At 68.1% G+C, this 12,495-nt stretch carries 10 protein-coding genes; 3 read left to right on the top strand and 7 right to left on the bottom strand.

Annotated elements, in window-relative coordinates; genetic code table 11:
• Positions 1 to 298: 298 nt before the first annotated feature.
• From IEY17_RS18385 to IEY17_RS18360, 6 genes are all read right to left on the bottom strand, one after another.
• Complete coding sequence (locus tag IEY17_RS18385) at positions 299 to 1,639, bottom strand: MFS transporter (protein WP_188989375.1); 1,341 nt, start codon at positions 1,637 to 1,639, stop codon at positions 299 to 301.
• Positions 1,640 to 1,974: 335 nt separating this feature from the next.
• The gene (locus IEY17_RS18380) at positions 1,975 to 3,198 is read right to left on the bottom strand and encodes a xanthine dehydrogenase family Fe-S subunit (RefSeq protein WP_188989373.1); all 1,224 of its coding nucleotides are present in this window, start codon (positions 3,196 to 3,198) and stop codon (positions 1,975 to 1,977) included.
• A complete protein-coding gene (locus tag IEY17_RS18375) occupies positions 3,195 to 4,082 on the bottom strand; it encodes an FAD binding domain-containing protein (protein ID WP_188989371.1) in 888 nt (295 codons plus the stop codon). The genes IEY17_RS18380 and IEY17_RS18375 overlap by 4 nt, the downstream gene beginning before the upstream one ends.
• Before the next feature lie 8 nt (positions 4,083 to 4,090).
• On the bottom strand, positions 4,091 to 4,870 hold the full coding sequence (locus IEY17_RS18370) for an enoyl-CoA hydratase/isomerase family protein (RefSeq protein ID WP_188989369.1): 780 nt from the start codon (positions 4,868 to 4,870) through the stop codon (positions 4,091 to 4,093).
• Positions 4,871 to 4,874: 4 nt separating this feature from the next.
• Positions 4,875 to 7,319 (bottom strand): xanthine dehydrogenase family protein molybdopterin-binding subunit, encoded by a 2,445-nt coding sequence (locus tag IEY17_RS18365; RefSeq protein ID WP_188989367.1) that lies wholly within the window; start codon positions 7,317 to 7,319, stop codon positions 4,875 to 4,877.
• 8 nt (positions 7,320 to 7,327) lie between these two features.
• Positions 7,328 to 8,896, bottom strand: a complete 1,569-nt coding sequence (locus tag IEY17_RS18360; protein WP_188989365.1) for a class I adenylate-forming enzyme family protein — start codon at positions 8,894 to 8,896, stop codon at positions 7,328 to 7,330.
• A 106-nt stretch (positions 8,897 to 9,002) separates the two neighbouring features.
• On the opposite strand from IEY17_RS18360, the gene IEY17_RS18355 reads away from it, so the two are divergent.
• Positions 9,003 to 9,560 carry a PadR family transcriptional regulator gene (locus IEY17_RS18355; RefSeq protein WP_229680280.1) on the top strand — a complete coding sequence of 186 codons (558 nt, stop codon included), beginning with the start codon at positions 9,003 to 9,005 and terminating at the stop codon, positions 9,558 to 9,560.
• A 101-nt stretch (positions 9,561 to 9,661) separates the two neighbouring features.
• On the opposite strand, the gene IEY17_RS18350 is transcribed toward IEY17_RS18355, so the two are convergent.
• Positions 9,662 to 10,561 (bottom strand): helix-turn-helix domain-containing protein, encoded by a 900-nt coding sequence (locus IEY17_RS18350; protein WP_188989363.1) that lies wholly within the window; start codon positions 10,559 to 10,561, stop codon positions 9,662 to 9,664.
• A 147-nt stretch (positions 10,562 to 10,708) separates the two neighbouring features.
• On the opposite strand from IEY17_RS18350, the gene IEY17_RS18345 reads away from it, so the two are divergent.
• Together IEY17_RS18345 and IEY17_RS18340 are read left to right on the top strand one after the other, a co-directional pair.
• Positions 10,709 to 12,133 carry a lactate racemase domain-containing protein gene (locus IEY17_RS18345; RefSeq protein ID WP_188989361.1) on the top strand — a complete coding sequence of 475 codons (1,425 nt, stop codon included), beginning with the start codon at positions 10,709 to 10,711 and terminating at the stop codon, positions 12,131 to 12,133.
• Entirely contained in the window at positions 12,130 to 12,435 is a 306-nt protein-coding gene (locus IEY17_RS18340; RefSeq protein ID WP_188989359.1) for a hypothetical protein, read from the top strand. The genes IEY17_RS18345 and IEY17_RS18340 overlap by 4 nt, the downstream gene beginning before the upstream one ends.
• Positions 12,436 to 12,495 lie beyond the last annotated feature (60 nt).

Genomic DNA, 12,495 nt, shown 5'->3' with positions numbered 1-12,495 from the left:
CGCCGACGCTGCGACGTCCTGTTCGCCATGCTCCGCAACAAGACCCTCTACCAGCCAACCCGCCCCACAACCCAACCCCCGGCACCCCCAGCCGCCGCTTGACAAAACCATAGGAACACCCCCCCCGCGTCCTTCCAACCGGAATCATCAGGTACTCGCTGCGTTGGGGAAAAATCACGCGCTTTGGTGTCCGAGGACGCGGACAACCGGGCGCGACATCGCGGCGTGCGAGGAAGCACGGACAGTCCCAGGAGCGCGCTGGGACTGTCCGTGCACGCATGCGAAGGTCAGACAACTCTCATTCAACCGCGGGCTGCACCGCTCGTCGCTTGCTCTCCTCAACGTCCATGGCCCCCCGCGTCTCCGGGCTCAACACTCCCGCGACGATGAAGACCAGGACCACCCCGAAGAGGAATGCCATGAGTCGACCGGGCACGTCAGCCAGCGCGGGACTGGCGAGGTTGACAAGGCTCGGCATCAAGCCACCGACCATGAAGCCGAGGTTCCAGCAGATCGCGGTTCCCCGTCCTCGCAGCGCCGTCGGATAGCGTTCGTTGAGGAACACCAGGACCGGGGCATAGGCGGCGTTGGCGAAGAACGCCAGGGCCGTCGCGTAGAACATGATCAGGCCGGTGTTCGTCGGATCGGTGCTCGTGATCAACCACACCAGCAGGGGCAGCGCGACGAGGTTGAACGTGCCGATCATCAGCATCGTGCGTCGGCGCCCGAGGTGCTCGCTGAGCTCTCCCGCGGAGATCGCGGCAACGATCACTCCCAGACTCGAGACCAGCAGGATCATGCCCTGAGCGCTCTGGGCAACACCGCTGACCTTGCCCAGCAGCGTCGGAAGGAAACCGGAGGTCAGGTAGTACTGCGAACCGGCGCCTGCGACCAACACCAGGTTCAGCACGAGCAGGCCGCCCCTGCCGCCACGGACCAGGTCGGTGAAGCGCGCCTTCGGGGCGGAACTGTTCTGCTGCGCTTTCCACAGCGGCGATTCCTCGACCCCGCGAAGCACGAAGAAGCTGATCAGCGCTGCCCCGAGCCCGGTGAAGAACATGACGCGCCACCCCCAGACGTTGAACTGCTCGCCTGGGAAGATCGTGCTGACCAAGATGAAGACAGCGCTGGCCAACGCCGCACCGATGCCCGCGCCGCCACCGCCGATCAGCCCGGACATCAACCCTCGCCAGCGCTGCCCGACGCTTTCGGTGCCGAGCGTGTGCGTCGCCGCGACGACACCACCGACGAACACACCCTGCACGAGCCGCAAGGCCAGGAACAGCAGCGGCGCGACGACACCGGCCGCGGCGTAGGTCGGCACGGCCCCCATCGCGGCGGTGGACAAGCCCACGCCGGCCAGCACGATGACCATCGTCCGCTTGCGTCCGCTGCGATCGGCGACCGCGCCGAAGATGGCAGCTCCGGCCGGGCGGAGCAGCACGCTCACGGCGAACGAAGCGTAAACCGCGGCGAGGCTCAAGGTCGGGCTCGCCACCGGGAAGATCAGATCGCCTACGGTCCCGGCGATGTAGAGCAGGATGAACAGATCGAACAGGTCGAACGACCATCCCGCCACCGAGGCGAAACTTGCGTACAGCGCGGATCTTCTGGACAGTCCGATGCTCGTCGTGGACATGTCCGCCTCCTCATTGAGGTTTGTTGGTGTGTCGCAGACCAAGGTTCGCGGCCCTGGTATGGGTCACAGGGTGCGGAGCGCCGCTCGCCAACGCGGGGGCACTCCGCGATCCAGATCGATCCCCTCGGTCCCGGAACGTGGACTTTGGGGTGAACCGGTCGTCGTCATTGACTGTCGGTGTCGTCGCGTCGAGTCCAGCTTCCCGCCGACTCAGCGATGGTCCGTTGTGGATCCGCCGAGTGGTGGTGGTTCTTGCGCACTGCCAAAAAGCACCAACTCGGCGGTCAGCCTGGAAACCGGTGCCGAGGGCTACGTTGAACCGCTAAAAACCTTCATCACTTCCCGCCTCGGCGACGGAAGATTCGCTTGATTCGGTCCAGCAAGGTACCGAACATCAGGCGGAACGCGCTCGGAGCAGCGTTGGACTGCTGCGGTGCTTCTCCGGTTGTGGCGGCCTGACGGACCGAATCGGCGAACTGCTCGAACATGCGTCGGCTGATGTCGCCGGCCAACGCCCGGCCGAACTGAGCGATCCGGCCGGTCAGGTACACGGCCGCATCGGCACGAAGTTCGGTCCCCGCAGCAGTTGCGCGCGCACGCAGGGTGATGTCGGCCTGGGTTTGCGCCCCTCCGGTGTCCTGCCCCTGCGCGAGCACACGGATCGTCCCGGTTTCCCGGTCCTGCTCGAGCACCCGGGCGATCCCGTGGAACGAGAGCTTGATGGGGCCAACCGCGACCCGTGCGCGTCCGGCGTAGAGCTGCTCGCCGAGTTCTTCGGTGAGTTCCGCACCGGGGAGGCATTTCGCCAGCACGTGCACGTTGTCGAGCACGCGCCACACCTCGTCGAACGGCACGTCCAAGGCGGTGTCCACCTGCACCGCGATCGTCGGATCTCCCTCCGGGAGCACGATTTCGACGTTCCTGGCAGGTTGGTCCGAAGATTCTGCCTGCTGCTCGGCGACCGTCGCCGACTGGCCGCCGGAGCGGCCGACCAAAGTCCGCCGGGCGCAGTTGCCCGGTTCCGGGATTCCTTCCGGGTACGCGGCGCGGGTTTGGGAGACGGCGGCCAGGATGTTCCGGTATCCGGTGCAGCGGCAGATCACACCGGACAGTTCCGCGGGGAGCTCCTCGTCGGTGACCTCGGGTTTGTTGCTGAGCAGGTCGTAGGCGCTGAGCAGGAAACCCGGGGTGCAGAAACCGCACTGCAGAGCGTGGTTCCGGCCGAAGGACTCCTGCAGCGGGTGCAGGTCATCCGGACGCCCGAGCCCCTCGACGGTGACGATCTCGGCGCCGTCGAGCTGGCAGGCGAACAGCAGGCAGGCGCGGGCGGCTTCGCCGTCGACCAGCACGGTGCACATTCCGCAGACCCCGTGCTCGCATCCGACGTGGGTCCCGGTCAGTCCCAGGTGGTCGCGCAGGGCGTCCGCCAGCGTGACGCGGGCGGGAAGGTTCAGCACCGCGGGTGTGCCGTTGACCGTGAACCTCACCTCGACGGTTTCGTCGGCTTCTGCGCGCACGGGTCGAAGGCCCATCTGCACGGGTTCTTCAGTGCTCGTCATGATTCCACCTCTGCTGTGCCGCGCACCGCACGGCGGTATGCCTTGGACACTTCCCGGGCCGCCAGCACGCGCAGGAGGCGCCGCCGGTAGCCGTTCGACGCGTGCGCGTCGCCGTCGGTGTCGACGACCTCGCGCACCACGTCGTCAAGCGCACCAAGCAACTCGGACTGGTCGCCACCGGTCGTGCGAACCAGGTCGGTCATGTCACGGGTGACGGGCCGGTCGGAGACACCAAAGGCCGTCATCGTCGCGGCGGACACGCCACCGGCGTCATCGACGCGGACGTGTGCTGCGACTCCGGCCAACGCGAAGTCACCGTGCCGACGCGCGATCTCGGCGAACCCGAAGCCGTCGCGCGGCCCGGCCACGGGGAAGGAGACCCCGGTCACGATGTCCTCCGGGCGCAGTGCGGTCGTCATCGCCCCGCGGAAGAACTCACGGGCTCGCACGGTGCGTTCGCCCTCGGGGCCCACCAGTTTCAGCTCGGCGTCCAGGCAGCAGGCGACCGCCGGTAGCTCGGCGGCCGGATCGGCGTGCGCCAGGCTTCCGCACACCGTCCCGCGGCTGCGCAGTTCGCGGTGCCCGACCCAGGGCAGCGCGAGCCGCAGCAGCGGCACCTGAGCAGACTCCGGCGCGTGCTGCACGCGACGCTGCCGGACGGTGGCGCCGACCTCCAGCCGGTCGCCGACCGCCCGCAACGCGTCGAGCCCGGCGACCGCGTTGATGTCCACCAGGATGGTCGGCCGCGCCAGCCGCATGGCCAGCACCGGCACCAGGGACTGCCCGCCGGCGATGACCTTGCCGCCTCCGTCGGCGTTGACGAGTTCGGCAACGGCGTCGGACAACGCCGCGGGGCGTGCATACGCGAAAGGTGCGGCCTTCATCTAGCTCCTCACCGTCCCTGGAACTTCGGGGTGCGCTTCTCGTAGAACGCGGCCACGCCTTCGGCGAAGTCCTTGCTGGAGCGCAGCATCGAGTAAGCCTTGCGCTCCAGCTCGACGCCGGTGTACAGCGGGCCGTCGACGCCGCGGTCGAGAACCTCCTTGGCGGTGCGCGCGGCCAGCGGGGAGAACCCGAGCAGCTTGGTCACGAGCTGCTCCACCTTCTCGTCGAGCTCCGCTCGGTCGGCGGCCAGGTCAGCGACCAGGCCCCAGTCCTTGGCGTCGGCGGCCTTGATCCGGGATGCGGTCAGGATGTGGTACTTGGCGCGGGAAAGCCCGATCAGCCGGGCGAGCCGCTGCGTGCCACCGGAGCCCGGGATCATGCCCAGGTTCATCTCCGGCAGCGCGAACTCGCTGCGCTCGGTCGCCAGGCGGATGTCCGTGGCCAGCGCGAGTTCGAACCCGACGCCGAAGCAGTAGCCGTCGACGGCGGTGATGACCACCTTGGGGCTACGCGCGGGTGCGGTCACGTTCTGGCCGAGGTCGGTGAAGTCGATCGGGTCGACCTCCATGAAGCCGGCGATGTCGCCACCGGAGGAGAAGTGCTCGCCTTCGGCGCGAATGACCACGACCTGGATTTTGTCGTCGGCGTCGATCTCGGCGAACCGGTCGGCCATCACCTGCCGGGTCTCCCAGGTGATGATGTTGAACTTGCCGTGGTCCAGTGTCAGGTAGGCGACCCGACCGTCGTGGCCGCGGTCCAGCTTGATCTCGCCTCCAGTGAGGGCCATGTTGTCAGTTCTCCCCTTCTGTTCCTTCGGGCACCGCGGTCTCCGTTGTCGCCGCGGTGAGCAGGCGGTGGATCACGTCGCCGTGAATGGGCAGCGAGGTGATGTCGACACCGGACGGTTCGAGCGCGTCGGCGACTGCGTTGGCGATGGCCACCGGCAGGCTCATGCAGCTGCCTTCGCCGCAGCCCTTGGCGCCGAGGTGAGTCAGCGGCGAGGGTGTTTCCAGGTGGTCGCTGCGCAGCTCATAGCCGACCTCCGCGGTGGTCGGGCACAGGTAGTCCATGAAGGTCGCGGAGGTGGGCTGGCCGTTGTCGGAGTAACGCATCTCCTCATACATCGCGCCGCCGATGGCGTGCGCCAGGGCACCGTGGACCTGTCCCTCCAGCAACACCGGGTTCAGGATGGTGCCAGCGTCGTGCACTGTGGACACCAGTTCCAGGTTGAGCTCGTAGGTCTGCGGGTTGATTCGGCAGACCACGAGCTCGGCGACGAAGCCGTAGCACAGGCTGGAGTTGATCTGGTCGTTGCGGGTGGGGGCCTTGGCCTGCGGCGGTGTGAAGGCCGCCTCCTCGTACAGCCGGGCCGACGTGCCGTCCGGCAACGAACCGGGGTCCCAGTGCACCATGCCCGCGGCGTGGCGAAACTCTACCGCCTTCGAGTGGTCCTCGCGGTGTCGGATCCGTCCGTCGGCGAGTTCGAGTTCCTCCGGGTCCACTCCCAGCATCGACCCGGCCACCGTCCGCAGCGTGCGGGCGAGCCGGTCACACGCCTCGACCAGCGCGCTGGTCAGCAGCGGAGCGAACCTGGACGAGTAACTTCCGGAGCTGATCGTCCACGGCGTGGTGGCGGTGTCCATCTCCACCACCGGCCTGACCTTCTCGAGCGGCAGTCCGAGCCGGTCCGCCACGACCTGCTGCGCGACCGTGGCGTGCCCCTGCCCCTGCGGGACGGTGCCCAGCAGGACCGAGACGATTCCGTTGACGTCGACGCTGATCCGAACGTGCTCGGTGGAACCGGACTTACCGCGTCCCGGTGGGCGCTTGTCGGCCGGCGTGGCCAGGCCGACGTAGCCGATGTTGGTCGCCGACGGATCGACGATGGTGGCCAGTCCGATACCGAAGTACTCGCCGCGCTCCCGGGCCTCTCGCTGGCGCTGCCGCAGCGCCGGATAGTCGGCGTTCTTCAACGCCAGGGCCAGGGCCTGCTGGTAGTCACCGGAGTCGTAGATGCCGCCCGTCGCCGTCCGGTACGGGAACGCGTCGGCCTGCACGAAGTTGCGCTGGCGGATCTCCGCGACGTCGATCCCGCAGGTCGCGGCGATCTTGTCCATCAGCCGTTCCAGCCCGAAGTAGAGCTGCTGGCCTCCGAAGCCGCGGTTGAGCCCGGTCGGCGTCTTGTTGGTCACCACCGCGCGCGAGCGGATCTGCACGGCCTGGATGTCGTAGGCGCCGGTGATGTTGCCGAAGCAGCGATAGAGCGTGCTCGGTTCCGGCGGACGCAGGTAGGCGCCGACGTTGTCGATGAGATCCGCCCGCAGGGCCTGGACCTTGCCGTCTGCGGTGACGGCGGCTTCGAAGCGCATCGCCCGGTCCGAGCCCGCTGAGCTGGCCAGCAGGTGCTCGCTGCGGTCCTCGGTCCAGCGCACCGGCCGCCCAGCGTGCTTGCTCGCCAGCGCCATCAGCACCACGTAGGGATAGATTCCCGCCTTGATGCCGAAGCTGCCGCCGATGTCGGCCGGGACCATCAACCGGACCCGCGAGGTCGGTACTCCCAGCGCGCCCGCGATCACCGGAACCATGGAGAACGGGCCGTGGAAGTTCGCCCACACCGAGATCGCCGGACCGTCAACCTCGTCCTGCCAGTCGGCGATCACCGAGTAGCACTCCATCGGTGTCGACGAATAGCGCGGGAACAGGTACTCGCCGCGGACCACGTGGTCGGCTGCGGCGAACAACTCGTCCACGGGGCCGAAGTTGAACGTGCGGTCGGTGGCAACGTTGCTGTCGGCGGTGTCGTGAAGCAGCGGCGCGTCGGGACGCAGCGCGGCGTCGATGTCGACCACCGGCGGCAGCGGCTCGTAGTCCACGGTGACCAGCTCGGCGGCGTCCTCGGCGGCGTAGCGGTCGGCGGCGACCACGACCGCCACGGGTTCGCCCACGAAGCGCACCCGGTCGGTCGCCGTCGGGTAGTACGGCATGGGCGCCTTCAGCGACAGCGGGAACGGGTTCAGCTCCCTGAGAACCTCGTCGGGGCCGATCACCGCCGCCACGCCGGGGTGCGAGCGGGCTCGGGAGAGATCGACGCCGCGGATGCGGGCGTGCGGATGCGGGCTGCGCACGACCGCCGCGGTCAACGTGCCGGGCAGCGGATCGAGGTCGTCGAGGAATCGGCCGCGCCCGGTCAGCAGGGCGGGGTCCTCGATCCGTGCCGTCGTGCGTGCAGGGGTCATCGAGGTGCTCACTTTCGTGATCCGGTCGAAGCAGCAGACAGCTCTGCCAGCGGGCTGAACCGCCCATCGGTGAGTTCGCGGCGCAGGATCTTGCCCACCGCCGATTTGGGGATCTCGGCGACCGCGATCACCTTCTTGGGGCGCTTGAGCGGCGGCAGCCCGGAGCCGGAACGGATGTATGCGGTCAGCGCGGCGGCCGCATCCTCCGGGGTGTGCCCCGCGGCGGGGACGAAGAACGCGGTGACGGCCTGTCCCCAACGGTCGTCCGGCATCCCGACGACCACGACGTCAGCGACCTCGGGACAGCGGATCAGCGCGTTCTCGATCTCGTCGGGGTAGATGTTCTCGCCGCCCGAATTGATCATGTCGTCGACGCGTCCGGACACCCACAGATCGCCATCCTCGTCCGCGACGGCGAGATCGCCCGGGAAGTACCAGCCACCGCGGATGGACTTCGCATCGGCGTCGGGCCGGTTCCAGTATCCGGCGAACGCTTCCGGCGATTGCATCGAGATCGCGATCTGGCCCTGCTCGCCGGGAGCGACGATCGCGTCCGGCGGGGCCTGCGGGTCCGGATCGACCAGGCGGACCCGGGTGAACACGCCGGGACGTCCGGCGCAGCCCGGTTTGGCCGCGACGTCCGGCCCGACGGTGAAGGTGTAGATCTCGGTGCTTCCGAAATGGTTGATGAACACCTCGGGTTCGAGCGCGTTGACGAGCGCCTCCGCCAGCGCGGGGGTCATCGCGGCTCCGGCGTAGGCGAGCTTGCGGACACCGGTCTCGGTCAGCCGACCCGTACGCAGCAGGCTCCAGTAGATCGTGGGCACCAGGTACAGCGCCGAGACGCCCTCCCGGGTGATCAGCTCCAACGACTGCTCAGCGTCGAACCGGGCCTGCGGGACCCAGGTCCCGGCACTGACCACGCTGGACAACAGAGTGCGCAAGCCCATCGTGTGGAACATGGGCATCACACCGAGTGTCGTCTCAAACGGAGTCAACCGGGTTTGGTGCAGGTGCGCGAGGGCGGCGTGGAACTCCGCTCGGTGCGTGCGTGGAACGCCTTTCGGCTTCCCCGTGGTGCCGGAGGTGTAGAGCATGACGCTCGTGTCGGAATCGCGGACCTGCACGTCAAGCGCGCCGTCGGTCTGGTTGGCGGCGAGGTCCAGCAACGCTGTGGCGCCGGCCGGAACGCCGTCACCGACGTGTGCGTGCGCCAGGGGCTCGATGCGTTCCAGCGCCTCGCGCGCCGTCTCGACCGTGGACTGATCGGTGACCAGCAACGTCGGTGCCGCGTCGGACAAGCAGTAGGCGAGCTCGTCAACACCGAAACGGAACGACAGCGGAACCGAGACAGCCCCGAGCTTCTGCGCAGCCAGGTGCAGCGAGGCCATCGGTTCGCCACCGGCGAGCAGGAACACGACCCTGTCCCCGTGCCCGACACCGAGCTCGGCCAGGGCACGTGCCAGCCGATTGGTGTGGGCGTCCCACTCCGCGTAGGTCATCGAGAGCTCGCCACCAACCGCACGTCTGGCGGGGTACCGCTCGGCGGTCCAGCTCAGCACTGTCCCGAGATCCATTCCTAGTCCTCTCGCAACATCAGCGGCGCGACACAAGTCCGAAGACGATCATCCGGTCCACATCGTCTGAAACAGACGATGGGAAACGTACGGTAGGATTTGAAGCGTGTCAACGGTTCGGCTTTCCACGACCTCGTACGTCGTGCTGGGCATGATCGCCATGCGCGGGCCCTCAACCTCGTACGACCTCAAGCGGGCCATCGGACACTCGGTGGGCTACTTCTGGCACTTCCCGCACGCCCAGCTCTACTCCGAGCCCAAGCGGCTCGTACGGCTGGGACTGCTCGAGGTCGAGGAGGAGGACGACGGCCGTCGCCGCCGCACCTACACGATCACCGATGCCGGTCTCTCAGCCCTTCGCTCATGGCTGGCCGAGCCCACCGAACAGCACTTCGAGCTGCGCGACATTGCCGAGATCAAGCTCTTCTTCAACGAGGTCGCCGACCCCGACGACATCAAGCGGCTCGCGCGGGACCAGATCAAACAACACCAGGGGCGCATCACCGAGTACGAGCAGATACAGGAGCGCTTCGGCCACAACCCAGCCATCTCACGACGCCTGGTCACGCTCGGTCTCGGCCTGGAAATGGAGTACGCTGCCCTGCGATTCTGGACCTCAATCGCCGAACGCGCCGAGCAAGGCGAGTTCGAGGACCAACGCTGACGCGGGCCGTTCGGCAGCTACGCCCGCGAGCAGTTCGAACAGCAGCTCGACAGGAGGGCAGCGGGTCTGTTACTCGCGCTGCCACCCGGGGCACTGGTCCATCAGCTCTTTGTCTGGTTGTTCCGCCACCGCCCCGGCGGTAGGCCGTGCACCTGCCGAAACCGCCGGTTGAAGTGCGCGGGATCGGAGAAACCGACCGCGGCCGCGATCGACTCCACACTGCGGTCGGTGCTCAGCAGCAGCGTCCGCGCCTCCGCCATCTTCCGCTCCAGGATCCATGCCGACAGTGGGCGACCGGTCCGCTCGCGCACCAGCGTCGTCAGGTACGCAGGCGTCAGCCCGACTCGCGCGGCGACGTCGGCCGGCCCCAGATCAGTGGCCCAGTACTCCTCGATGACAGCGAAGACCTCGGCGAGCACGGGATCCTGCGCGGCACGCAGGTGGCGCTGGACGGGCTCGGCGCGCGACTCGGCGAGGCGGGCGATGTCGATGAGCAGCAGGAGCAGATTCCCGTACAGCGCGAGCGCTCGCCCGGTGCGGTTGTCCTGGTACTCGCGCTGCATCTGCCGACACCGGTCAGTCCACTCGGCCCGGTCCGGTCGCGGAACGCGAAGTCGAGCGGACACCCCGCCCGGCGTCACGTGGGCAAACGAACGCAGGAGGGGGTTGGCCCGCCACAGTGCGGTCGACGTGCCGCCACAGGTCATGCCGTCGAGGGCGGAGGCCGAGAACTCGATTGCCCATCCCTTCGCGTCCTGGTCGATGCCAGACAGGTCGTGCACGTGGCCCGGTGGGATGAGGTAGACATCGCCGTCGGCGAGCTCGTGCACCTCGCCGTCGAGGACATGCCGACCCTCGCCCCGTGCGAAGTACACGACCTGCAGATCCGCGTGGCGGTGGGGGCCGAGCAACACGCGGGGGTGCCTGCGGTCCACCACATGCACCTCGATCGCACCGAGGCCGCCGAGCAGGACCGGAGCCTGGAAGATCGGCGTGGACACAGCTGTGCACTCCTCCCCGTGGCCGAAAAGCGACGCAAGACCTACCGACGAATCGTCAAGATGGAAGGTGTCGCCTGGCTCACTCTAACCGTCTGAAACGCACTATGCCGCGGCCATGCGGTCGGCGGTGAGGAGCAGAGGTCAACGATGACAGAACCCTTCCGTGCCCGGATCCCCTACGAGTCGCTGGATCCACTGACGATCGGGACCACCGAGGACGAGGCCAAGGTCTACCGCGAGGAGCTCGAGCTCGAGATCCCAATGCGGAACCTGCTCGCCGCGATCTATCCCGACGAGCCGCCGGCGGTGCCGGACACGACCGCCGAGGCGCGCCGGGCGCTGGCGGAGCCGGTGGCCGGCAAGAGCCTCGCCCAGCTGCTCGAGGGCGGCCGAAGCATCACCGTCGTCATCGACAACCAGTTCCGGCCCACTCCCGCGTCGAAGATCCTCCCCGCCGTGCTCGACGAGATCGAGCGGGCAGAGACCACAAAGGCCACCGTCATCACCGGCAACGGCAAGGTCTTCCCGCTGTCGGAGAGCGACATCGAGCAGAAGGTCGGGCGCGAAAACCTCGCCCGGATGGAGCGACTGGGCATCCCGCTCCTGCAGAACGACCCGCTCAACTACGACGCCTACGCCTACCTTGGCGTCACCTCCCGCGGCACGCCCGCGTACGTCCACAAGTCGGTGGTCGAGCACGACGTGGTGATCACCATCGGGCAGGCCCAGGCGAACCACTGGGGATACGGCGGTGGCGGAAAGCTGATCATGCCTGGGGTCTGCGCCGACATCACGATCGAGGCCAACCACGCGAACTTCACGATGTCGCCGCAGACGCACTACGGCGCCCTCGCCGGCCCCATGCGATCGGACATCGACGAGATCGCCACGATGGCCGGGCTGACGGCCACGCTCGACGTTCTCCTCGACACGCGCGGCAAGGTCATCGAGATGAAATTCGGGTCCCACCCGGTGTCGCACCGCCGCGCCATCGAGCGGTTCAACGAGATCTACGCGTTCGACAACCCCGTCACCGAGCACGGGCCGGCCGACATCGCCATCTGCGGCGTCTTCGCACCAACTGACCACCTGTTCTTCCACACCGGGTGGGGTTGCATGTCCGCCGACTACGTCGTACGCGACGGAGGCACGATCATCTACACCAGCCCGTCGCCTGGCGTGAAAACGGAAGCGGGCGAGTTTCCCGGTCTCGCGCTGATGGATCTGATGAAGCCGTACATGCCGCCGAGCCGCGAGGGCCACGAACGGATGCTGCGCGACATCCACGCCCGCGAGATCCAGATGTGGGCCGGTTGCATCTGGGCACCGATCTACGACGTCATGGTGCGCAAGCACCTCACCCTCGTCACCCTCGAGGAAAACCTCGAGATGGCCGCCGACATCGGGATCGACGCCACCACCTCGCTGGACGAGGCGTTCGAGGCGGCGATGCGGCGCCACGGCCCCGACGCCAAGGTTGTGATCCTGCCGTTCGCGCGCTACCAGCTGCCCAAGACGCTGATCCAGCTCGACGCCCAGCCGTTGCGGTTCCCGCAGGAAGCCCTGACATGAGCGGCGCCGCCCCCGGCAAGGCCGCCCCCGGCGAGGGCGGCCGGCCGCGGGTGCGCGGCTCCACCACGATCGCCGAGCTGCTGCGGCGGCACCCTGACGGGTCGGCACGCAGGCTGCTCGCTGCGATCGGGGTGCCCTGCGCGTACTGCGGCGGGGCGCCGCGCGAGCCGATCACCCAGGCAGCCCGCAGGCACGGCCGCGACCCCGGAGCGTTCCTGCGGGTTTTCCAGGCCCTCGACGAGGGCTGGCCCGCCGACGAGCTCATCGCCGCCGCACAGCGTAAGACGGACAAGAAGAGGTAAACCCGTGGAGACGACCCAGCTCGCCGCGCGCGGCGAGGTTGCCGCGATCGAGTTCTTCGG

This window comes from Saccharopolyspora thermophila (assembly GCF_014646075.1).
Taxonomy (GTDB): domain Bacteria; phylum Actinomycetota; class Actinomycetes; order Mycobacteriales; family Pseudonocardiaceae; genus Saccharopolyspora; species Saccharopolyspora thermophila.
Note: the sequence above shows the minus strand (reverse complement) of the source record. Positions and strands in the feature narration are given on the sequence as shown.